Raw genomic sequence first — 23,252 nt, 5'->3', positions numbered from 1 at the left:
GCGGATTCCGCCGCGCCCGACGCGCCTGCCTGAGGTGTCCTCCCGGGTCTTCGCACCGGCCAGGGGGCCGGCCTCGGACTCGTCTCCGGGAACTCGCCCGGAACGTGCCCGGAATCGCCCCGGACCCGCCTAGAACTCGTCGAACGTGTCCGGGTGCGGGCCCAGCCGGGTCCCGCTGTCCAGGGTGGCGAACGCCGCCATGTCCTCGCCGTCCAGCTCGAACCCGAAGACGTCGAAGTTCTCGCGGATGCGGGCCGGTGTCACGGACTTGGGGATGACCACGTTGCCGAGCTGGAGGTGCCAGCGGAGGACGGCCTGCGCGGGCGTCCGGCCGTGCTTCTCGGCGATGCGGGCGACCACCGGGTCGCCCAGGAGCTCCTTGCCCTGACCCAGCGGCGACCAGGCCTCGGTCGCGATGCCGTGGCCCGCGTGGTAGGCGCGGAGTTCGGTCTGCTGGAGGTAGGGGTGCAGCTCCACCTGGTTGACGGCGGGGACCACCGAGGTCTCCTCCAGGACGCGGTTCAGGTGCGCGGACTGGAAGTTGGAGACGCCCACGGCCCGGGCCCGGCCGCTCTCGGCGATCTCGCCGAAGGTGCGGAGGACGGTGAGGTAGTCGTCGCGGACGGCGCGCGGCCAGTGGATCAGGTAGAGGTCGACGTAGTCCAGGCCGAGCCGGGAGAGGGAGGCGTCGAACTCGCGGAGGACGCTGTCACGCGTCCAGGACTCGGAAGCGCTGTTCCAGAGTTTGGTGGTGATGAAAAGGTCCTCGCGGGCGATGCCCGAGGCGGCGATGGCCTTTCCCGTGCCCTCCTCGTTCTGGTAGACCGCCGCGGTGTCGATGCTGCGATACCCCGCCTCGAGGGCGTTCGTCACGGCTGCGGTGGCCTCGTCGTCCGGCACCTGCCAGACGCCGAAGCCGAGCTGCGGCATCTGCACACCGTTGTTGAGGGTGATGGAAGGGACCTTGCTCACAAGCGATCGTTCCTTTACGTGCTGACGGCTGCTTGCTTTCGGCGACAACAAGCGGTTCTGGTGGCACATTCCCGGAAACGACATGAATTTTCGGGTGAAGTGGAGGAGGGCGTCCGGAGCGCCGTCGCGAGGGACGGATGCCGGGACGGCGGCGGGCCACCGCGACGGGGAGGCACCGCGACGGACCGGCTCCTGCGGCGCGGCGCCGACGCTTACGCCCGGCGACGGCATCTGCGGCACGGCGATGACGCCTACGGTGCGGCGCCGACGCCTACGGCACGGCGACGGCATCTACGAAACGGCGACGCGGTAGAGCGCGTCGACGTCCGTCGCGTACGCCTTCTCTATCGCCCGCCGCTTGAGCTTCATGGTGGGTGTCAGAAGCCCCTGCTCCTCGGTGAACTGCCCGGCGAGGATGCGGAACGTACGGATCGACTCGGCCGGTGGCGCCTGCGCGTTGGCCGCCACGACGGCGCGCCGGATCTCGGCCTCCAGCTCCGTGTCGCGCACCAGTTCGCCCGGCGGCGGGACGGGCCGGCCCTGCATCGCACACCAGTGCGCCACCGCCGCCCGGTCGAGGGTGACCAGCGCCGCCAGGAACGGACGGCCGCCGCCGACGACCAGACAGCGGTCCACGAGCGGGTGCGCCCGGACCCGTTCCTCCAGAGCGGACGGCAGGACGCCGGTCCCGTCGGAGGTCACCAGGTACTCCGATTTGCGTCCCCTTATCGTCAGGTACCCGTCGGGGTCGAGGGCGCCCAGGTCTCCGGTGGCCAGCCAGCCCTCCCGGAAGACCGCCTCCGTGCCACGCGGGTCGCCCAGGTAGCCGGCGAAGACCTGCGGGCCGCGCAGCCACACCTCGCCGTCGTCCGCTATCCGTACGCCAGTGCCGGGGACGGGCGTGCCGACCGTGCCGAAGCGGGGGCGCCCGAGCGGGTTGGCCGTCACCGCGCCCGAGGTCTCCGTCAGCCCGTAGCCCTCCACGAGGGTGATGCCGGCGCCCGCGAAGAAGAGGCCGAGACGCCGGTCGAGCACGGCGCCGCCCGACAGCGCGAACCGCAGCCGGCCGCCCACGCGCTCCCGGATCCCGGAATAGACGAGACGGTCGAAGGCCCGGCGCCGGAGGCGCAGCGCGGTACCCGGGCCCGGGCCGGTGCCGGACGCCCGTTCCTCCAGGGCGCTCGCGTGGCGGACGGCCACCTCCACGGCCGCCTCGAACGTCTTCCCGCGGCCCGCGCGCTCGGCCTCCCGCCGGGCCGCGGCGAAGAGCCGCTCGAACACGTAGGGCACCGCGGTGAGGAACGTCGGACGGAAACTCCGCAGCTCCGGCAGGAGCACCGGCTCCGACATCCGGGGCTGGTGCCCCACCCGGACCCCGGCCCGTACCGCGGCGACCTGCATCATCCGGCCGAGGACATGGGTGAGCGGCAGGACGAGCAGGGTGGACGCCTGCTCCCCGGGACCGGGGCGGAAGACCCGGTCCAGGCGGCTCACGACGTTGTCGGCCTCGACCATGAGATTGGCGTGGGTGAGGACGCAGGCCTTGGGGCGGCCGGTGGTGCCCGCGGTGTAGAGGACGGTGGCCGGCGTCTCGGGAGTGACGGCCGCGCGCCGGCGGTCGACCTCCTCGTCCGGCACCCCGGCGCCGGCGGCGACCAGGTCGTCGACGGCGCCCGCGTCGAGCTGCCACAGCCGGCGCAGTGCCGGCAGCCGGTCGATGACGGAACCCACGGTCATGGCGTGATCGCCGTGCTCGACGACGCAGGCGGACACCTCCGCGTCGTGCAGCGTCCAGTAGACCTGTTCCACGGACGCCCCCGGGTACAGCGGCACCGACTGGGCGCCGACACACCACAGCGCGTAGTCGAAGAGCGTCCACTCGTAGCGCGTCCGGGAGACGATCGCGACCCGGTCACCGGCGCGGACGCCCTCGGCCAACAGCCCCTTGGCCACGGCCGTGACCTCGTCCCGGAAGCCCGCCGCCGTCACGTCCTCCCACCCGTCGGCTCTCCTGCGGGCGAACGTCACGCGGCGCGGCGTGACGGCGGCATGCTCGAACACCGGATCCGCCAGGCCGCCGGAGACAGGCGGCGGTACCAGGGGTGGGACGGTGATCTCGCGCACAACCTCGCTCCTCGCCACGCTCCGCACAGCGCGGGTGACCGTACCCGATCCCGTCCCGGTGAATCCTGAGGTTCCGATAGACGGACGGGGCTCACGGTATCTGCACGAAATCTCCGTGACCTGGACCGATCAACTGCCGTCCAACTCCCGTCCAGTCACTGACCGGCTGTCGACCGCCTGCCGACCATTCACGACCGTTCACCCCGCCGAAGCCCTCGGCCGCCGTGAGCGCCTTTGGCCGCCGTATACGCCCTTGGCCGCCGTGAGCGCCCTCGGCCGCGATGAACGCCCGCGCCGGCCCCGAACGCTCGCTTACGATGCCGGCCGCTTCAGCCGCTGTCGGCCGTGCCAGGAACTGCCGGCCGTGCCAGGAACTGCCGGGCGGGTTCAGTAACTGCCGGGCGCTTCAGACGCCGCCCCGGGCGCCCCATCCGTTCCGGCGTCGGCACCGGCACTCGGACCGGCAGGCCCGACCGCCGTGTGCAGACGGTCGCCGGCCGCCAGGATCGCCTGGGACAGTGCCTCCGCGCTGCCCCGCACGGCGGCGTCGCGTTCGGGGCCGGGGCCCTGCAACAGGACGACGTCGATGGCGCCGAGCTCCGGCAACCCGGCGCGGGCCGGGACGGGTGTCAGCCCCGGCGGGATCATGCCGCGCGTATGGGCCATCACCCCCAGCCCCGCCCGGGCGGCGGCGACCAGTCCGTTGAGGCTGCGGCTGGTGCATGTCACCCGCCAGGCGCGGCCGTCGCGCTCCAGGACGTCCAGGGCCCGGGCCCGGGTGATCGCGGGGGCCGGGAAGACGACCAGGGGCAACGGCCGACGGGCGTCCAGGCGCAGCCGCTCGCTGCCGATCCACACCAGGCGGTCACGCCAGACGAGGCGGCCGTTCTGTGGCTGCCGGGGGTGGCGTTTGACCAGCACCAGGTCGAAACGTCCGGCCGCCATCTGCTCGTGCAGTGTGTCCGACAGGTCCACCGTGAGCTCCAGGTCGACCTCCGGGTGCTCCCGCCGGAAGCGCTCCAGCACCTCGGGCAGCCGGGTGAGAACGAAGTCCTCGGAGGCCCCGAACCGCAGCCGTCCGCGCAACCGCGTCCCCGCGAACCAGTGGGCGGCCCGCTCGTTCGCCTCCAGGATCGTCCGGGCGAAGCCGAGCATGGCCTCGCCGTCCTCGGTCAGCTCCACGCTGTGCGTGTCGCGGACGAACAACTGCCGTCCGGCGGCCTCCTCCAGCTTGCGCACCTGCTGGCTGACGGTCGACTGGCGCACCCCGAGGCGGTGGGCGGCCTGCGTGAAGCTGAGCGTCTGCGAGACCGCGAGGAAGGTCCGCAACTGCACCGGATCGAACACGCCTCCCAGCCTAGCGCCCCATCGCCTTTCGTGATGGCAGTCACCACGGTGAACGGGGTTCCCGATGACCGCGCCCCCAGGCAGGCTGGCGAGCATGCGCCCACCGTCCTTCCTGACCTCCCTCCGTTCGCGAATACCCGTCGACCCCTACGTGGCCGCCCTGCTCGGCACGGTGCTGCTGGCGATCCTGCTGCCGGCCTGCGGTCCGGCGGCGACGGCGGCCGGCGTGGCCGCCAAGATCCTCGTGGGCCTGCTCTTCTTCCTCTACGGCGCCCGCCTCTCCACCCGGGAGACCGTCGAAGGGCTACGCCACTGGCGGTTGCACACCGCGGTCCTCTGCTGCACCTTCGTGCTCTTCCCCCTCCTCGGACTCGCCGCCCGCGGCCTCGTCCCCTACGTCCTCACACCGAGCCTCTACGACGGCTTCCTCTTCCTCTGCCTGGTGCCCTCCACTATCCAGTCGGCCATCGCCTTCACCTCCATCGCCCGTGGCAACGTGGCGGCGGCCATCTGCGCGGGCTCCTTCTCCAGCCTCGTGGGTATCGTCCTCACCCCCCTCCTCGCAGCCGCGCTGCTCGGCAACAGCGGCGCCGGCTTCTCCCTCGACTCCCTGCTGTCGATCGTCCTGCAACTGCTCGCGCCCTTCCTCGCCGGCCAGGCGCTGCGCCCCTGGATCGGCGGCTTCCTCACCCGCCACCGCACCGTCCTGGGCCGCGTCGACCGCACCTCGGTGCTGACGGTCGTCTACGTGGCCTTCAGCGCGGGCATGGTGCGCGGCGTCTGGAGCCAGGTGACCCCGTGGCGGCTGCTGGCCCTGCTGGGCGTGGAAGCGGTCCTGCTGACGGTCATGCTCGTCCTCACCGGCTACGGCGCCCGCCGGCTCGGCTTCTCCCGCCCCGACCGCATCGCCATCGTCTTCGCCGGCTCGAAGAAGGGCCTGGCGGCCGGACTGCCCATGGCCACCGTCCTCTTCGGGCCCGAATCCAGCCTCGCCGTGCTGCCCCTGATGCTCTTCCACCAACTCCAACTGATGGTGTGTGCCGTCCTCGCCAAGCGATTCGCCCGCCAGACGGAGGGCGGGGCTCCGGAAGCGGAGAGCAAAGCCGCGGAGACGGAAAGCAAAGCCACCGAGGTGGAGTCCGTGGCTCCCGAGGCAGAGTCCGTAGCCCCCGAGGCGGCGTCCGTGGCTCCCGAGACGGAGACCAAAGCCGCCGAGGCGGAGAACAGGCCCCTGCAAGTGGAGAACGCGGGCGCCCAAGGGCGCACCGTATGACCCCGCTATCGCGCCACCCGGCACCCCGCCGGCTCACACGCACCACACCGCACCGCACCGGCGTCCTCGCGGCGTCACACCGGTCGCAGGACCACTTTCCCCTGATTGGCGCGCGCTTCCATGATCTCGTGCGCCTTCGCGGCCTCCTCGAGAGGCAGTTCGGCGTGGACACACGGCCGTATCCGGCCCTCGGCGTACAGCGTCCAGAGGTCCTGCCGCCACTGCTCCATCAGGTCGGGTCGGTGACGGGCTATCAGGGCCATCTGGAACCCGATCGCCGCTTTCGCGCCGACCAGCAGGTCGTGCACCTGGAGAGTTCCGCCGCCGGAGCTGTAGGCCACCAACCGTCCGCCGGGCCCGAGCGCCCGCACGGCGGGGGAGAGGAGCTCGCCGCCGACCGCGTCCAGGACGACGTCCACCGGGTCGCCCCAGGACTCCTCCGTGTAGGTGATGGCCTCATCGGCGCCCAGCGACCGGACGAACGCGAGCTTCTCCGGCGAGCCCACCGCCGCCACCACCCGGCCCGCCCCGCGGGCCCGGGCGATCTGGACGGCCAGGTGCCCGGCACCGCCCGCCGCCCCGGTGATCAGCACCGACTCGCCCGGGGCGGGGCGTGCCGCCTCGTAGGCGCCTCGCGCCACCAGCCCGCAGCGGACGAGGGCGACGGCGTCCGTGGCGCTCGCACCGTCGGGGACCCGGGAGGCCATCGACGTGTTCAGCAGGGCGTAGTCCGCGTACCCGTCACCGAAGCAGAGGCCCGTGACCCGCTCGCCCGGCCGGAACCCGGTCACGTCAGGGCCGACCGCGACGACTTCCCCCGCGACGTCACCACCCAGCCCCGCCGGGAGGTGCTGCCCGCCCTCCCGGACCTTGCGGGTCACGGGGAGCGTGACGCCGACCGCCTCGACGCGCACGAGCAGTTCGCCCGGGCCGGGGCGGGGCACTTCGGTCTCCTCGACCCGCAAGACTTCAGGGCCGCCGTTCTCGTAATAGCGGACACGTCGCATGGCACACCTCCACAGCCGTCGGCTACGCCGGACACCATCATTGGGTGCCCCAACGTTTTCGACTGTAGCGGATTCCGTTGGGAATTCCAACGGTTTTCCGTGGGGAGACCCAACGAGTTCCGGGCTACCCTCAAGGCATGGCACACACACGTACGGACCCCGACGCCGGCGAGGCCGCCCTCACCCACATCCAGTCCCTCCCGAGCTGGCTGCTCAACCGCGCCTCCGCCCGCGGGCGCCGCCTCGTCGCCGAGGCCCTCGCCCAGGACGGCATGCGGATGCCCCACCACGCCGTCCTGTCCGCCGTGGCCGACCTCGGCCCCGTCGCCCAGGCGGAGCTCGGCCGTACCACCGGTTTCGATCCCAAGGACATGGTCGGCATCCTCAACGACCTCCAGGCGCAGGAGCTGATCACCCGCGCCCCCGATCCGTCCGACCGCCGCAAGAACGCCATCACGCTCACGGATGAAGGCCGCAAGCGTCTCGCCCGTCTCACCGAGCTGGGCGACGAAGCCAACGAGGAACTGCTGTCCGCCCTTTCGCCGGCCGAGCGTCAACTCTTCCTTGCCCTGCTCGCCCGCGTCGTCGACCAGGGCTGACCCGCTCGGGGGTGGTTGCCGGGCCACCGCTCCGCCCCGAACGGCGAACGGCGAACGGTGACTGGCGAATGGTGAAGGCGCGATGGTGATGTGCGGCGCCAAACCCGCGGGGCCGTGGGACCCACATAGGGGAAAGCCCGGAGGCGACCCCGAGGCAACCCGGAGGGGGCCCTGATATTCGGCCAAACCCCGGACGACCTGCCCTCGGATCTGGTGGGATGGCTTCGCGTGGACGGGCGGTCGAGGAAACGGGGTGGTGGGAGTGGCGTGGGGCGCCGGGAGCCTCGCGGGCTCGCGGGACGCGGCACGGAGCGGACGGCCGGGCACGGACGAGCCGCGGCTCCCGTACCGGCGGGAGACGGCTGAAATCACCGTTCCCGCCCGCACCATGACGCTCGTGGTCTCACAGAGCCCGCCGCGACCGCCGTGCGGTCACACATGCCAACCCCCTCGAAGACGTCGGCGCACCCCATGTCGTACCCGCGTACCGCGAAAGGAGCCCGAGTGACCCTGCAACAACTGCACTACTCCTGCTCGTCCGCGGTCTCGGGCCCCCGCTTCACCGCCGCCAGCCCCGACCTGCCGGCGCTCCTGCTCGGAGAGACCGAGCCTCTGCTCGCCTACGAGCCACCGGACGTCACTCACTCTCCGTCCACCCCGACTCGTGAAACCCCTGCCCTCAGCGCCGCTTCAGCCGCCACTCTCACCTCTCTCCCCACCGCTGCCCCCTACTCCCACGCGGACTGCGCCGAACTCACCGACCTCCCCGTCGTCTTCAGCCACAACCGCCTCTCCGACGGCACCCGCTTGCTCTGCCGCACCGTCTGCACCGGCACCTACCTCCGCGGCCGGCGCCACGCCTTCCACGCGCACGCCATCCGGCTGACGCAGGACGGGCCCCTCCCCGGGGGCCTGCTCCCCATCGAGGCCTGGGAATCGCCCTCCTGGGCCGAGACCACCCCGGACGACGGCGTTCCCGTTCCGCTGACGTCCCTCACGCCGGCGCGGCGCATCGGCAAGGAGGGGCTGCTGAAGTTCGTCACCGCTCGCGCCGAGCGGCTGGAGCCGTTCCTGACGGACGTACGGGCCCTGTTCCGCAGCCCCGACTCGCCCCAACTCCTGGTCATCGAACGGGACACCACCCGCATCGCGCACTGGATCGCCGTCGCCAGCGCCGTCCTGCCCCGGGAACACGCCCACCGCCTCACCTTCACCACCTACACCCGCCGGCCTCTGCTCGCCCGGCACCAAATCGTCGGCGCCCTTCCCGGATCGGACTTCGACTACGCCCACGTGGCGGCCGACCGCCGGTACCGCGTCCACGACTGCGCGGGCGGGCAGTCCAGCCCCGCCCGGGAGGAACCCGATCCCTGGGCCGTCGTGGCCGCCCGAGTGCTTCTGGCGGGGAGGCCCGCGCTGTTCACGGAGGCCGCCCGGCTCCGCACATCCGGTGATCGCGACACCACGCACGACGCGGGCCGGCTGGCCGCCGTCGCGCTCCGCGAAGGGATCGTCCTCGACGCGGCGGGACGGGCGGCCGCCGCCCGCTGGGCACGCCAGCACACCGGGGGCAACCGCGCGGACGGAAACACGCAGGGGGGTCCGGACCCGGTGGTCGCCGCCCTGGCCCGCGGCGGCACCCCCCGCACCACGGCCGAGTGGGCCGCCCTCGCCGAACTCGCCGACAGATTCGCGACCTTGGCCGACCACCCCGCAGGGGACAGGCTCAGACGCGACCTGCGCGCGGAACTCGACCGTGCCGCCCCCGGCGAACCACTCGAGCAGGTGCTGTCCCTCCTCCGCCTCGCCGAGGCCCTGCGCGTCGACCACACCCCCGTTCTCACCGCACGGCTGAGCGCCGCCCTCCTCGGCGACGCCGCCCAGGACCGGGAGCGCGTCTGGGCGGCGGTCACCGGACGCCCGGGGCTCACGGCGGCCGTCCTCGACGCCCTCGAGCGCACCGCCGCCACCGGTGACCCGTCGTCCGTCGTGCGCCTCCTCAGCACCGGCTTCCCCAGGGAACAGTTGGTGGACCATCCCCACCTGCGCATGGCGGCGGCCGTGGCCGACCGGCCGCTCCCGCCCGACGAGGACCGCACCGACCTCCTCGCGGCGCTCGTCCGCACGGCCGGCCGCCGCCACGGTTCCGACCCGGCCGTGCTGCGCACCGCCTACCGGCTGGTCTGGGGCAGTGCCCGGCCCACCCCGGCCGAGGCCGCCGCCCTGCTGGCCCGGCTGCCCGCCGAACGGCACCGCGCCGCGGGCCTCGACGACGCGTTCGTCCGGTCCGCGCTCGAGAGCGGACCGGACGACGAGCACGCGCCCGCCGTCGCCCGGACCCTGATCCTGCGGTGCGGCCGGCGGCTCGACCCCCGCCGACGCGCGGCCCTCCTCCTGCTCGACCAGGCGGGAGCCCTCGCCGACGGAGAGGAACTGCCGGGCTTCGCCGCCAGGGTCCTCGCCCTCCGCGAGCAGGCGGCGCCACTGGAACCGGCCATCGACGAGCGGGTGTGCGGCGCCCTCCTCCGCAGGCTGCTCTCCGGCGAACCGTGCCACGACGAGCTGTCCGCGCTCGTCCGCTCCGGTGACGAGGAGCTGATCACCGCATACGCCCGCATGGCGCGCAGCGGGGTGGCGGACCTTGTCCTGCGGCGTTCGCCCGAGTTCGCGGGCGTGTGCTTCATCGCCTGGAACGTCGAAGAGGGTACGAGCGACCTCTGGGACGGGATCCGGAACGATCTGCTCACCGGGATCCTGCGCCCCGCCGTCCGCCGGCTGACCCGGGAGGAGCTGGACGAGGTCCAGTGGTTCCTGAGTGAACAGGACGGACCGTGGGCCGAGATGTTCCTTGACTGGAACAGACGCCCCGGCGTCCTCGGCAGACTCGGCTCCCTCTGCCGGACGGCGGGAGGGAGGGCGCGGGCGGACTGAGCACTCGTGCTTCGCCGGGCCCGGTCGGGCCGGATCGAGACTTCCGGGCACCCCGGGCACCCCGGTGCAGCCTGGGCATCCCGGTGCAGCCTGGGCTCACCCGGGCTGTGCCGGATTCGCCCGCTTCCTCGGCCCGTCCGGGCGAGCACTCGCGGCGCCTCCCCTGGGGCACAGCGCGGCCCGTCACGGCAGCAGGATGCGCTCCTCGCCCGCGTAGACGTTCATCGAGGAGCCGCGCAGGAACCCCACCAGAGTCATTCCGGTCTCCGACGCCAAGTCGACCGCCAGGGAGGACGGCGCCGACACGGCGGCCAGGACGGGGATCCCGGCCATGACCGCCTTCTGCGCGAGCTCGAAGGAGGCCCGCCCGGAGACGAGCAGGACGGTGCCGGACAGGGGCAGCGACCCCTCGCGCAACGCCCTGCCGACGAGTTTGTCGACCGCGTTGTGCCGCCCGACGTCCTCCCGCACGTCGAGCAGTTCACCCTCGGCGGTGAAGAGGGCCGCGCCGTGCAGACCGCCGGTGCGGTCGAAGACCGTCTGGGCCGCCCGCAACCGGTCGGGCAGAGCGGTCAGCAGAGCAGGCGAGAGCCGGACCGGAGCCGTGCCGTCCGAAATCGGCCACCGGGCCGTGGTCCGCACCGCGTCCAGGCTGGCCTTCCCGCACAGCCCGCACGACGACGTGGTGTAGACGTTGCGTTCCAGGCTCACGTCCGGGACCGGTACACCGGGAGCGAGCCGGACGTCGACGACGTTGTAGGTGTTGGAGCCGTCGTCCCTGGCCCCCGCGCAGTAGACGATGTTGGCCAGCTCCTCGGCCCGTCCGAGCACTCCCTCGCTGACCAGGAACCCCGCCGCCAGCGCGAAGTCGTCGCCCGGTGTGCGCATGGTGATCGCCAGTGGCTTGCCGTTGAGCCGGATCTCCAGCGGCTCCTCCGCCACCAGGGTGTCGGGGCGCGTGTTCACCACCCCGTCCCGGATGCGGATGACGCGGCGGCGTGCGGTGACCCGTCCCATGCTGATCGGTTCCGTTGCTGTCGGCGGCGGTGGACGGCCTCATTGTCACCGGCGTCGCGGGTGGCACGAGAACCGGGGCCATGGCCGGGGCCGGGGCCGGACGAGGTGGTGACGACCCACAAGGCGGGCCCGGCTCGCCGGAACCCGGTTCTCTCCCACGCCGGTTGACGACTTCCCCCCACGCCGGTTGACGACGGCTACGCCGATTGACGGCGGAGACGACGGCCGAAACCCTCACCCACCCCGCTCGGCGCCCACCCCCCTTACCCGCGGTCGTACGTGACGTGTGCCTCATCGCGTACCAGGCGCCCTCCCTACGGGCCGGACGTGAGGCTACCGTTCAGTAGGCAACGTGCTGTTCCCCGCCCCGACTGTGCACCGAGAGCGGAGAAACCTCATGGCACCGACCCTCAGCACCCTTGTCCTGCGCCCCGGCGCCGAGTGGGACAACGCCTGGCAGCGCTGCCTGGAGCTGGCCCCCGAGGCGTTCCGGGACGACCGCGTCCTCAACCTCTGGAACGGCGCCTGGCACGCGGACGGCCGTCCGCTGCCGGCCGTCACCCCGGTCGACGGCACACCCGTCGCCGGGCCGCCGCGCCTCGACGCCGAGGCCGCCCACCGTGCCGTACGCGCCGCGCTCGACCAGCACCGGAGTTGGCGCGAAGTGCCGCTCGCCGACCGCAGGGCCAGGGTGGGCGCCGCCCTGGACGCGCTGGAGGAACACCGGGACCTCCTCGCCCTCCTCCTGGTCTGGGAGATCGGCAAACCGTGGCGGCTCGCGCGGGCCGACGTGGACCGGGCGATCGACGGGGTCCGCTGGTACGTGGACGGCATCGCCGCGATGACCGAGGGACGCGCCCCGCTCCCCGGCCCGGTGTCGAACATCGCCAGTTGGAACTACCCGATGAGCGTCCTCGTCCACGCCATGCTCGTCCAGGCCCTGGCGGGCAACGCGGTGATCGCCAAGACCCCGACCGACGGCGGCCTGTCCTGCCTGACGCTGGCCTGCGCCCTCGCCGTGCGCGAGGGGTTGCCGCTGACGCTGGTCAGCGGCAGCGGTGGCGAGCTGTGCGAGGCCCTCGTCCGGGCGCCCGAGATCGGCTGCGTCTCCTTCGTCGGCGGCCGGGACACCGGAGCCCGGGTCGCCACCGCCGTCGCCGACCTGGGCAAACGCCACATCCTGGAGCAGGAGGGCCTCAACGCCTGGGGCATCTGGAACTTCACCGACTGGGACGCCCTCGCCCCGCGGATCCGGAAGTCCTTCGACTACGGCAAGCAGCGGTGCACGGCCTACCCCCGCTTCGTCGTGCAGCGCTCGGCGTTCGCGGACTTCCTCGCCGTGTACCTGCCGGCGGTGCGGTCGGTGCGCTTCGGACACCCGCTGGCCACCGAATGGCCGGCGGACGACCTCCCGGACCTGGACTTCGGCCCCCTGATCAACGCGGCCAAGGCGAAGGAGCTCACCGACCAGGTCGCCGAGGCGATCGACCGGGGCGCCGTCCCGCTGCACCAGGGTTCCCTGGCGGACGGGCATTTCCTGCCCGGTCAGGACCGGAGCGCGTACGTCCCGCCCGTCGCCCTGCTCAACCCACCGCCCTCGTCACCCCTGCACCACGCGGAACCGTTCGGTCCCGTGGACACCATCGTCCTGGTGGACACGGAAGCGGAACTGCTCGCCGCCATGAACGCGAGCAACGGCGCCCTGGTCGCCACCCTCTCCTGTGACGACCGCGCGACCTTCGACCGCCTCGCCCCCCAGATCAGGGCCTTCAAGGTCGGCCACGGGAAGCCGCGCTCGCGCGGCGACCGCGACGAACTGTTCGGCGGCTTCGGCGCGTCCTGGCGGGGCGCCTTCGTGGGCGGGCACCTGCTGGTCAAGGCGGTGACGCAGGGCCCGTCGACGGACGAGCGCCTGCCGGGCAACTTCCCGGAGTACCACCTGATGCCCTGACGCGAGGGCCGATGCAGGACGCGAGGGCCGATGTAGGAGGGGCGTGCGGTGCGGGTGGCCCACACCCGTCCGCACAGCGCGGCCACCCTCCTTCTCATGTCCCCGGAAGCCCGCCGAAGCCCGGGCCCACCCACAGCCCGCCCCGGCCGGCCACCCCAAACAGCGGAGACCCCGCCCCGGGGGAGGCGGCCTCCGCCCGTCACACGCCACCCGTCACAGGCCATGCGCCACGCGCCGCCCGCCGTCCCGCCACGACGCTGCCGAGTATGCCCATAAAAGCCCTTTATGGGCGAGCCAAAAGCCCTGGTCAAAGGCGCTCCGAAACCTTGATAGAGTTATCCATGTCGCCGCGGGGAACGCCCCGAGGAGACAACACCTAGTCCGGGTGGCGGAATGGCAGACGCGCTAGCTTGAGGTGCTAGTGCCCTTTATCGGGCGTGGGGGTTCAAGTCCCCCCTCGGACACCAGCAGAAACCCCAGTTCACCTGGGGTTTTTCTGTTTCCCCGAGCCGGACAAGCGGAGCCTGCCCAATCGCCCGCCCCGTGGCAGTCCTCGAAATCCGGGGACGCCCTCCTCCTGCTCTCGGCCCCTAACGATCTTTGCCGAATCTCCGGCGGCAACGCCGCCGGTCTGCGCTCGTCCGGTGACCGGGGGAGGGGCCCTGCGCGCATTGCTGCCGTCCGTTCGGTGAACCGCCGGGAGCCCCCCGGCGATCTTCCGGGATCGGTACGCGGCATAATCGGACATCCGGGGTGAAACCCCGGTCCCGACAGCCCCGACAGGCAAGCGCAGGAGCACGTTCATGATCTTCATCGTCGTCAAGTTCACCGTCCGCCCGGAGCGGAGCGAGGACTGGCTCGGCCTCGTCGAGGACTTCACCCGTGGCACCCGTGAGGAGCCGGGCAACCTCCTCTTCGAGTGGTCCCGCAGCGTCGAGGACCCCCACCAGTTCGTTCTCGTCGAGGCCTTCAAGGACGCCGCCGCCGGCGAGGCGCACGTCAACTCGGAGCACTTCAAGACGGCCATGGCCTGGATGCCCGACCTGATCGCCAAGACCCCCGAGATCGTCAACGTCGAGGTCCCCTCCGAGGGCTGGTCGGCGATGGCGGAGCTGTCGCCGCGCGGCTGATCCGACGGCACGCGGCCCGGGCCCCGTTCGTCCTCCGTGGGAGGGTGGGCGGGGTCTTGGCGTCTTCGCCGGCGGGATGCGCCGTCGGTGTCGGGAGGGGATGGAGTGACGGCCGAATCGTTTTACCGGACCGAACCGTCGGAGCGCGCCGCCTGGCGGCTCGCGATCCTGATGGGGGCGAACACACGGACGTACAAGTTCGCGCTCGGTTCCGCGCTTCTCGCCTGTGCCGAGCGGGGGGAGGACGCCGCTCCGCTCCGGGACGTCGCCGCGGCGTACGCGATGGGCGTCGTGGGCCGGCGGGCCGATGCCCCGCAGGCCCCGGCCGGGACGTCGGGCGGGGACGCCGACTTCCTCGCCGTCGTCGGGCGGGAGGGGGAGGAGTCGCGCCGGCTCGGCCGGCCCACGGAAGCGTTGCTGGACGCCGCCGTCCGGACCATGCCGGGGATGGTCATGCGGAAGTTCCACAACCTGCGGGGCGACACCGAACTGCCGCATCGTTTCTACGAGCTGACCGGCCGCGGGGTCGGCCGCGTCGTACGGCTGTCCCCGCGACTGCGGCGGCTGGCGAGGGACGGGCAGGTCCGCGTGCTGCGGGCGGAGCTGGAGGCGCGGTGGAGCATCGTGGAGAGCTCCTTCTCGACGGAGGTCGGCCGCAGCCTCATGTCCGACGGCGTCCACGTCGACTGGGAGACCCGGACCCTCACCGACCGGCGCAGGCGCAGGTCGGTGGCCGGGGTCGCGGACGCCCTGATCGGCTTCCAGCACGGACGGTGCCTCGTCTGCGGGGACCTCATCGCGCCGGAGGACGGGATGGCCGTCGACCATGTGTTCCCGCACGCCTTGATGCGGCGGTTCGGCGCCGTCTCCGCGTGGTCGGGGCCCGATCTCGACGTCATCTGGAACCTCGCGCCGGCCCACGCCTCCTGCAACGGCGTGAAGAGCGACCGACTGCCGACCGACGCCGAACTGGCCGCGCTCGCCCGGCGGAACGAAGCGATCATGGATTCTCCGCATCCTCTGAGGAAGACGCTCCGGCTCACCCTGGAGGCGGCCGGAAGCGGCGGGTGGCCGCAGTTCCTGCGGGATGTCCAGGGGGTGTGCTGGTGCTGATGAGCGGACCGCACCGAGGAGCCTGGTAAGGGGGGAAGGAGCGGAGCGGTGCCCCGTCCCCCGCGCCGGGTTGTCGGCCGGCTCGTCGACCCCTGCTGTTCCGGAAGGGTGGTTCCGGCCCGGAAGGGTGGTTCCGGAAGTTTTGGGTGGATCGGGGGAGAGGCGCCATTGATGGCGAGGTGGTGGGTACCGCACGATTGGGGGTGAAGCGGTGGTGGTGTCGGGGAGGGCGGGGGCGGCGTGGTGGAGGCGCGGGATGTCGTGGTCGTCGGGGCCGGGCCCACCGGGCTGGCCCTGGCGATCGCGCTGCGGCGGTACGGGCTGGACGTGCTGGTCGTCGAGAAGGAGCCCAGTACGAAGAAGGAGGCCCGCGCGTGTGTCATCTGGCAGCGGGCCCTCGAAGCGCTGCGGGACCTGGGGTGTGCCGACGACCTGGTCGGCGAGGGACTGGCGGTGCGGCGCGGGGCGTTCCGGCTGCGCGGGCGGCTGTGCGGGGAGTACGACATGGCCGTGCCGGGAACGGCGTTCCCCCGTCCCCTCTCCATCGAGCAGGACGCCACCGAGCGGCTGCTCCGCGGCCGGCTGCGGGCGTCGGGGGACGATGTCCGGTGGGCCACCGAAGCGGTGGCGGTACGGGTGGGGGCTGACGGGGCCGAGGCCGATCTGCGGGGGCCGGACGGGCGGGTGCGTACCGTCGGGTGCCGGTGGCTCGTGGGGTGCGAGGGGGCGCACAGCATCGTGCGCAAGACACTGGGGATTCCCTTCGAGGGTGAGCGCCGCGCCGGTCTCCAGGCGGTGCAGATGAACGCCAAGCCCGACTGGGACTTCCCACAGGACCCCTCCCTCACCCAGATCTTCCTGCACCGGGGCGTCTCGCTGATCGTCAGTCCGCTGCCCGGCGGGGTACAGCGGTTCTTCGCCTTCCGTGACGACCCCGAACCGCGCAGCGAGGAACCGCCGGACGTCGAGGAGATGCGGGAGCTCGTCGCGCGCGCCACCGGTGACCCCGGCGTCCGGCTCGTGCCGACGACTCCGCCGTGGAGCAGCCGGGCCCGCTTCCACGACCGGCTCGCCGCCACGCTCCGCCACGGTGCCGCCCTGCTCGCCGGTGACAGCGCCCACCTGTGGGCGCCCGTCGGCGGGCACGGCCTCAACGCCGGTCTCTGCGCGGCCCACAACCTGGGCTGGAAGCTCGCGGCCGTCCACCAGGGGCGCTGCCGCGAGGCGCTGCTCGACACCTACTCCGCCGAACAACGCCGCACGGCCGCCGGGGTGATGCACGACATGCGCCACAACCTCACCGAACTCCCGCCCGGCCCCCTGACGCTCGCGGCCCTGAGCCTCGCCGCTCCGGTGGTCATCGGCAGCGGGCGGGCCGAACGGCGGACGCGGCTGCTGCTGAGCGACTTCACCCGGAACCACCGGCCGAGCGCCCTCTCCGCCGACGCCGCCGGCCGACGGGTGCGGCGCGGGCCGCTGCGCGCCGGCGACCGCCTCCCGGACCTCCCCGTCCGCGAGCGCGGCGGCCCCCGACGGCGCCTCCACGACCTGCTCTCCTACGGGCGGTGGACGTTGCTGGTCTTCGAGGACGGGACCGGCGGCGGCGCCGACACCTCCGGGCTCGGGCAACGGTACAACGGTGCCTTCGAGGAGTTCCGGGTTCGCCCCGAGGGCGATACGGGCGATGCCGTGCCTCCCGGGACGTCGCTCCTCGTCCGCCCGGACGGGTACGTGGGTCTTCGAGCCGCCTCCGGTGACCGGGCCGCGCTCGCGGCCTATCTGGAACGGTGGTTCGTGCCCGCTCGGGAGGGGTGAGGGCGGGCAGGGACGGCCGGCCACGGACGCCCCCTGCCTTGGGAGTCTTTCTCGTTTCAGGAGTCCCGCCGCGCTTCAGCGGCCCCCGCGTACCACCATCCTCGACGGGCCGTGGAAGACGAGGTCGTCCGCGTACCGCACCGCGCCGTCCGGTTCGTCCTCCGCCAGCCGCAGGTCCGGCAGCCCGCTCAGCAGCCGGCCGAGGCCGGCCTCCGCCTCCACACGGGCCAGCGGAGCGCCGAGGCAGTAATGGGCGCCCAGCCCGAAGCCGCAGTGACGGCGGGCGTCGCGGCGGACGTCCAGCCGGTCGGGGTGCGGGAAGCGGCGGGGGTCGCGGTTGGCCGAGCCCAGGACCAGGGTCACCTTGTCGCCCTTCAGGACGCGGTGGCCGGCGATCTCACCCTCCTCGTGCGCGCGGCGGCTGATCAACTGGACCGGGCCGTCGTAGCGGACCAGTTCCTCCACCGCTCCCGGCAGCAACTCCGGCCGCTCCCGCAGCAGTCCGAGCTGGTAGGGGTGGCCCAGCAGGGCGAGTAGACCCTTGCAGAGGAGGTTGGTGGTGGTCTCGTGGCCGGCCGTGAGCAGATGGACGCAGGTGCCGACGAGGACGTCATCGCCCAGCGGCTCCTCCTCGGCCGCCCGCAGCATGGCCGCTATCAGGTCGTCCCCGCCGTCACCGCGCCCGTCGCCACTCCCGTCGTGGCCTCCGTCGTGGCCCCCGGCCGGGCCGGCGGCCCGGCGCCGGGCCAGTTCGGCGCGGAAGTACGCGTCGAGTTCGCGGGCCGCCGCGTCCGCGACCCGGTAGGCGTCGCTCCGCCGGGCGGCACGGGCGCTCGTGGCCTGCTGGAGGTCGACGGCGCGGGCCCGGAACCACGGCCGGTCGTCCGCCCGCACCCCCAGCAGCTCACTGATCACCAGAATGGGAAAGGGCGCGGCGAACCGCTCCACCAGGTCGGCCCGCCCGTCCTCGGCCAGGGTCTCGGCCAGCGCGGCGGTCAGCCGGCCCGCGAGCGCGTCGACGCGGGGGCGCAGCCGTTCGACCACGCGGGGCGTGAAGCTTTTCGCGACCAGCGCGCGGACGCGGGTGTGCCGGGGCGGGTCCATGAAGACCATCCAGTCTGAGGCGGTCCGTCGCAGGTGCGGGCAGTCGGGCGGCAGCGGCGCAGGCAGCCCGCCGCGGCCGTACCGGCGGTCGGACAGGACGGCGGCGACCTCGGCGTGGCGGAAGACGTACCAGCCGTCCTCGCCCCGGTGGACGGGGGCGTCCTCGCGGTAGCGCTCGTAGAGCGGGTACGGATCGGGGACGTGGACGTCGGAGAGACGGAAGGGGCCTAGTGGGCGGAGGGGGTCCGGGGAGCCGAGGGGGTCTGGGGAGCTGAGGGCGCCTGGGGAGCCAAGGGGGTCCAGGGGGCCGAGGGGCGTCGTCATGTGTTGCCGCCTTCCAAATGCGGTCGCCCGGATGTGGTCTGCGGGATGTGGTTTGCCGGATGTGGTCTCCCCGACGCGGGCTCCGGGACGGTCTCCGTGTGAGGGTCTTCCGGGCCGCGCCGTTCGCCCGCACGTCTGCGATCCGCGGGTCCCCCACCGACGTCCGCCAAACTCCGGCGCGGGGTTGGCGTCTGCGCGTCTCCGGCAGAGGTTGGCGTCGCCAATCTCTGGTCGGGGTGGGCGCCTGTGCGACTTCGGCTGGGGTCGGCGTCCGCGCGTCTTCTGCTGGGGTCGGCGTCGCCAACCTCCGGCTAGGGTCGGTGTCTGCGCGTCTCCGGCCGGGGACGGCGTCGCCAACCTCTGGCCGGGGTGGGCGTCTGTGCGACTTCGGCTGGGGTCGGCGTCCGCGTGTCTCCGGCCGGGGTCGGCGTCGCCAACCTCTGGCCGGGGTCGGCGTCCGCAGGCCTTCCGCTGAGGCCGGCGCCCCCGCGCGTTCGCCGAGGTCGGCGTCCGCCCGTCTCCCACCTGCGCCAGCCCCGCCTGCGCTGGCCCCACCTGCGTCGGCCCCGCCCGCGCCGGTCCTGGCCGCCCGAAATCGCGCGGCCTCACCGCGCCCCCCGCACCGTGTCCGCCAGCAGCCCCGGGTCCGGCGGCGGGTATGTGCTGCGCCAGGCGACGTGCCCGTCGGGGCGCACCAGGACGTACCGCCTGCTGTACAGCCGCGCCACCAGTCGGTCGTGGCAGCGGGTCACCGCCAGCGGGACGCCCCGCCGGGCGAAGGCCTCGGAGAAACCGTCCGGTGGTGGGGAGTCGGTGAAGCACAGCAGGTGGAAGCCGGTGCCGAACAGGTCCAGCGTCGACGTCCCACCGCCGAGCCAGGCGTGCGGGGCGCGGGCGCCGGGCAGGGCGCGGGAACGCCAGTCCCCGTCGTCGCCGTCCCGGCTGTCGTCGCCCCCGTCGTCGCCGTCCGGGTCGGCGACGATCAGCGGGGAGGCGTAGCGGTGGCCGAAGTGCAGGTCGGGAGCGTCGAATTCGGCGCGGACGGCCGGGCTCCGCAATTGTCGGGCGAGCGCCGCGCGGGCCCGGGCGCCCTCCGGGGTGTCGAGCAGGATCTCCTTGGGGAGCGCGCGGCCGACCGTGCGCCGGAGGTTGGCGCCGGCTGCCTCCAGGCCGCGTTCCGCGACCGGGCGGCGTTCGGTCTCGTACGCGTCGAGCAGTCCCGGCCCCGCCCACCCGGCCAGCTCGGCGGCGAGCTTCCAGCCGAGGTCGGCGGCGTCGGCGATGCCGGTGTTCATCCCGAAGCCGCCCGACGGCGAGAGGGTGTGCGCCGCGTCCCCCGCGAGCAGCACCCGGCCGACGCGGAAACGGTCGGCGATCCGGTGTGTCAGGTGCCACACGTGCTCGGACACCACCTCCAGCGGCGTGTCCACGGCGACGGCGGACCGCAGCAGCGCCGCCGGGTCCTGATGGCTCACCGTCTCGGCGGGGGCGATCAGCCGGTAGAGCCCGTGTCCGTCCATCGCCCGCAAGGGGTAGCGCAGGTCGGGCGGCCGGGTGAGGAAATAGACGAGGGCCCGCCGGTCCCCGAGTCGTGCGTCGAGCTCCGGCGCGCGGAAAAGGATGTTGCGGAAGGTGCGGGTGGGGTAGCGGGAGGGGGCCGTGACGCCGAGAAGGGCGCGGACGGTCGAGGAGGCGCCGTCGCAGCCGACGAGCCAGCGTGCCCGTACGGTGAGGGCGGCGCCGTCGGCGAGGCGGGTTGCGGAGGCGGTGACGCCGTCGGCGTCCTGGACGAAGGCGTCGAGGCGGCAGCCGTGGCGCAGCGGACCGTCCGGGTGAACGCCGATCGCGCGGGCCAGCAACGGCGCCAACAGGTGCTGTGGGCAGACCTGTTCGGGCTCGGGCGTCCAGGGGAGCGGTGGCCGGCTGTCGGAGGTGCCGAACGAAAGGCGGTGGATCTCGTGGCCGCCGACCGCGGTCACCCAGACGACGTCCAGCGGGTGGTCGCCGGGCCAGCCGGCCGTGCGGATGGCGTGCGCGAGGCCCCAGCGGCGGAACAGCTCCATCGAACGCGGCCCCACCGTACCGACCTTGGGATGGTCCACCCGCCCGTCGGAGGCGTCCAGGAGCAGGAAGCGGACGCCCCGGTGTCTCAGGTCCAGGGCGAGGGCCAGCCCGACCGGGCCGCCGCCGACGATCAGTACGTCGGTGTCGAGCGGGCCGCCGGTGTCAGGCAGGCCGCCGGTGTCGAGTGGGCCGTCGACGCTGAGCGGGCCGTCGGCCCCGAGCGGGATGTCGATGCCGAGCGGGTCGCCGCCTCCGCCCGCCGCCGCTTCCACGCCGCTTCCCGCACCCTTCCGCGTATGCGTATGCGTATGCGCACGCGGACCCGTGCCCGTGCCCGTACCCTCGTCGTCCCTCATCCGTGGCCCCTCCCCTTCGTCCTCTGCGGGTCCGCCGCTCCCCGGAACACGTCGGCGTAGAACGCCGCCATGTCGCCGACCTGGTCCGGCACCCGCGGGCAGGCGCGCGCCGCGGCGGACAGGTGGGCGAAGCGCAGGGCGAGGGCGCGCCGGGCGACGTCGGGGCGGGGGACGGGCGCGGGCGCGGCGTCGAGCTCGAACGTCGGGCCCGCCGTCCGGCCCCGGCGCCCCGAGTCCATGGTGACCAGCAGCTCCGCCAGCGGGCGCATCATGCCGGTCATGACGTCGATGGAGGCGTTCATCAGCTTGGAACGGCGCAGGCTGCCGTCGGCCCCCTCGCCGAAATGCTGGACCATCAGCCGCAGCATCAGCTCGTACGCCTGGTTGAACAGCCGGGCCACGGCGCGCGCCTCGGGATCGGTGACGGGGTCCTTGGCCGCGTCGCCGCTGCCGAGGGTGGGGTTGCGCAGCACGGGATAGGCGGGGTCCCAGGGGAGCAGCCGGCCGTGCGGTCCGGGGGCGCGCTCGGTGGTGAGGAGTTCACCGATGCGCAGGAACGTCTCGAAGTGCGAGGTCTCCGGCGGGGACGTGGCGCCGGAACCGCCCTCGCCCTGCTCGGTGATGAGGTCGACGGCGAACAGCGCGCTGGACAGGTCGTCGACCTCGAGCTGGTAGTCCGGGTGCGCGGTGTTGACGGACTCCCGCAGGAAGAGGTGGTGTTCGCCGCCGCCACGGCCCTTCTCCACCAGGAACAGGTCCGGGACGCGCCGCAGTCCCTCGCGGATGGCCGCGTACAGCTCGCTGATCGATCCCCAGGCGCCGGCGCGCGGCGCGTCCGGGCCGGCCGGCGTGCCCTCCCGCCGTAGGGCGGGGGTGAGTCCGGCGGGCTGTTCGACGGCGATGTACCGCTGGACGCTGCCGATGCTCAGCCCTTCCAGGGCGAAGTCCAGGGGCACGGGCAGCCGCCCGTTGAGCGTGCCGAAGTCGATGACGGGCACGTGGAACGGTTCGCCGAGGGCCGTGATGATGTTGTTGACCAGCAGGAAGTGGATCATCTCCTCGCGGGCGACGGTCAGCAGCGCGCCGCGGATCCCGTCGTCGAGCGTCGCCCCGCCCTGGCCGCAGACGAGCTGCAGTTGGCGCGGTGTCCACAGGCCGCGCCGGACGAGGACGCGGCCCGCGCCGTGCGTCGGCAGCGAGAACGCGGCGTACAAGTACTGGAGCATCACCGCGAGTTCCAGAGTGGCCGCCTGTTTCAGGACGGCCCACAGCCGGCCCCGGGTGGTGATCGCCGGCGGCCCGGGCGGCGGCGCGGGCACGGTGAGCGGCGGGCGGGTACGGGCCTGCTGGTTGCGCAGGTAGGCGAGGAGCAGCCGGGCCTTGGGGTCGGTGAGATCGCGGGTGGGCGGCATGTAGTACGTGCGGCCCTTGTTGCGCGGGTCGCACATCTGCCAGGCGAGCTCGGCGTACGTCTCCACCTTGCAGCGGTCGGCGAGGCTGAAGACCTCGGACTTCATGAAGGTGGACACGTGCTCGTAGTAGGCGAACACCTCGCGGTGCAGGAGATCGAAGTCGACGTCCTCGCGGGGGATCGCGTCGAGGTGCCAGTCGTCCGGCAGGACGCGGACGGCCAGCGAACCGGCGCCCGCCCAGAAGCCGAGCGCGTCCGCGTCGTCGTACGCGGTCCAGGCGGAGCCCGGGGCCCGGGGGTCGGTACGCGGGGCGTCGGCGGCGCCGGTCGAGAGCAGCACCCGGCAGGTGCCCGCGCGGTCACCGCGCAGGAGGAGCTCTCCGTGGCCGCGGGCGTCGGTGGTGAGGGTGCACTCCGGCGCGTAGGGCGGCGGGGTGGGCTCTGTCTGCGCCGGGGCGGGCGCGAGGGGTGCCGGGGTGGGACCGGGCGCGGGGGTGTGCGCGGGGGTGGGTGAGGAGGTGTGCGCGGGGGCGGGCGCGGGGCTCGCGCCGCGCGCTCGGTCGTCCGGCCGGCGGGTGCCCGCCGCGTGGCTGTCCGGCGCCTCGGCGCGAGCGCCGTCCGGCCCGCCGGCTCGGGCGCCCGGTGCGTCGCCCGTTCCGCCGGTTCGGCTGTCCGGCTCGCTGCCCATTCCCCCCACCCGGCCGTTGGGCCCGC

General features: G+C 73.4%; 15 protein-coding genes and 1 tRNA gene. 8 read left to right on the top strand and 8 right to left on the bottom strand.

Translation table 11 applies throughout. The features are described from left to right. Positions 1-129: 129 nt before the first annotated feature. The 3 genes from ACZ6X9_RS09935 to ACZ6X9_RS09925 all read right to left on the bottom strand — a co-directional run bounded on the left by ACZ6X9_RS09935 (position 130) and on the right by ACZ6X9_RS09925 (position 4,443). On the bottom strand, positions 130-972 hold the full coding sequence (locus tag ACZ6X9_RS09935) for an aldo/keto reductase (protein ID WP_469777426.1): 843 nt from the start codon (positions 970-972) through the stop codon (positions 130-132). A gap of 291 nt (positions 973-1,263) precedes the next feature. Further along, entirely contained in the window at positions 1,264-3,096 is a 1,833-nt protein-coding gene (locus ACZ6X9_RS09930) for an AMP-dependent synthetase/ligase (protein ID WP_469777425.1), read from the bottom strand. Between the two features lie 387 nt (positions 3,097-3,483). Continuing rightward, a complete protein-coding gene (locus ACZ6X9_RS09925; protein WP_469777424.1) occupies positions 3,484-4,443 on the bottom strand; it encodes a LysR family transcriptional regulator in 960 nt (319 codons plus the stop codon). A gap of 94 nt (positions 4,444-4,537) precedes the next feature. Here ACZ6X9_RS09925 and ACZ6X9_RS09920 point away from each other — a divergent pair, with 94 nt between their 5' ends. Beyond that, positions 4,538-5,716 carry a bile acid:sodium symporter gene (locus ACZ6X9_RS09920; RefSeq protein WP_469777423.1) on the top strand — a complete coding sequence of 393 codons (1,179 nt, stop codon included), beginning with the start codon at positions 4,538-4,540 and terminating at the stop codon, positions 5,714-5,716. Between the two features lie 74 nt (positions 5,717-5,790). On the opposite strand, the gene ACZ6X9_RS09915 is transcribed toward ACZ6X9_RS09920, so the two are convergent. Continuing rightward, positions 5,791-6,723 carry a quinone oxidoreductase family protein gene (locus tag ACZ6X9_RS09915; RefSeq protein ID WP_469777422.1) on the bottom strand — a complete coding sequence of 311 codons (933 nt, stop codon included), beginning with the start codon at positions 6,721-6,723 and terminating at the stop codon, positions 5,791-5,793. Between the two features lie 137 nt (positions 6,724-6,860). Here ACZ6X9_RS09915 and ACZ6X9_RS09910 point away from each other — a divergent pair, with 137 nt between their 5' ends. Both ACZ6X9_RS09910 and ACZ6X9_RS09905 read left to right on the top strand, forming a co-directional pair. Next, entirely contained in the window at positions 6,861-7,322 is a 462-nt protein-coding gene (locus ACZ6X9_RS09910) for a MarR family winged helix-turn-helix transcriptional regulator (protein ID WP_469777421.1), read from the top strand. Between the two features lie 504 nt (positions 7,323-7,826). Then, the gene (locus ACZ6X9_RS09905; protein WP_469777420.1) at positions 7,827-10,253 is read left to right on the top strand and encodes a GTPase-associated protein 1-related protein; all 2,427 of its coding nucleotides are present in this window, start codon (positions 7,827-7,829) and stop codon (positions 10,251-10,253) included. A gap of 183 nt (positions 10,254-10,436) precedes the next feature. Here the strand turns inward: ACZ6X9_RS09905 and fdhD are convergent, their stop codons facing one another. Beyond that, positions 10,437-11,270, bottom strand: a complete 834-nt coding sequence (gene fdhD, locus ACZ6X9_RS09900) for a formate dehydrogenase accessory sulfurtransferase FdhD (protein ID WP_469777419.1) — start codon at positions 11,268-11,270, stop codon at positions 10,437-10,439. A gap of 397 nt (positions 11,271-11,667) precedes the next feature. Between fdhD and ACZ6X9_RS09895 the strand changes: the two genes are divergently transcribed. From ACZ6X9_RS09895 to ACZ6X9_RS09875, 5 genes are all read left to right on the top strand, one after another. Continuing rightward, entirely contained in the window at positions 11,668-13,221 is a 1,554-nt protein-coding gene (locus ACZ6X9_RS09895) for an aldehyde dehydrogenase family protein (protein ID WP_469777418.1), read from the top strand. Between the two features lie 379 nt (positions 13,222-13,600). Then, positions 13,601-13,688, top strand: a tRNA-Leu gene (locus tag ACZ6X9_RS09890). 336 nt (positions 13,689-14,024) lie between these two features. Next, on the top strand, positions 14,025-14,351 hold the full coding sequence (locus ACZ6X9_RS09885; protein WP_469777417.1) for a putative quinol monooxygenase: 327 nt from the start codon (positions 14,025-14,027) through the stop codon (positions 14,349-14,351). A 105-nt stretch (positions 14,352-14,456) separates the two neighbouring features. Next, positions 14,457-15,464, top strand: coding sequence for an HNH endonuclease (locus ACZ6X9_RS09880; protein WP_469777416.1), 1,008 nt, complete (start codon positions 14,457-14,459; stop codon positions 15,462-15,464). 240 nt (positions 15,465-15,704) lie between these two features. Continuing rightward, positions 15,705-17,279, top strand: a complete 1,575-nt coding sequence (locus ACZ6X9_RS09875) for an FAD-dependent oxidoreductase (RefSeq protein ID WP_469777415.1) — start codon at positions 15,705-15,707, stop codon at positions 17,277-17,279. Between the two features lie 75 nt (positions 17,280-17,354). Here ACZ6X9_RS09875 and ACZ6X9_RS09870 read toward each other — a convergent pair whose 3' ends face one another. The 3 genes from ACZ6X9_RS09870 to ACZ6X9_RS09860 form a co-directional block, all read right to left on the bottom strand. Then, positions 17,355-18,707: a cytochrome P450 gene (locus ACZ6X9_RS09870; protein ID WP_469777414.1), complete on the bottom strand. Its 1,353-nt coding sequence runs from the start codon at positions 18,705-18,707 to the stop codon at positions 17,355-17,357. 605 nt (positions 18,708-19,312) lie between these two features. Further along, the gene (locus ACZ6X9_RS09865) at positions 19,313-21,043 is read right to left on the bottom strand and encodes an FAD-dependent monooxygenase (RefSeq protein ID WP_469777413.1); all 1,731 of its coding nucleotides are present in this window, start codon (positions 21,041-21,043) and stop codon (positions 19,313-19,315) included. Between the two features lie 80 nt (positions 21,044-21,123). Further along, positions 21,124-23,252 (bottom strand): ferritin-like domain-containing protein (locus tag ACZ6X9_RS09860; RefSeq protein WP_469777412.1); only part of this gene is annotated, 2,129 nt, incomplete at its 5' end.

Source organism: Streptomyces sp. NPDC052910 (assembly GCF_055585605.1).
This window is presented reverse-complemented; position numbering and strand designations above follow the sequence as displayed.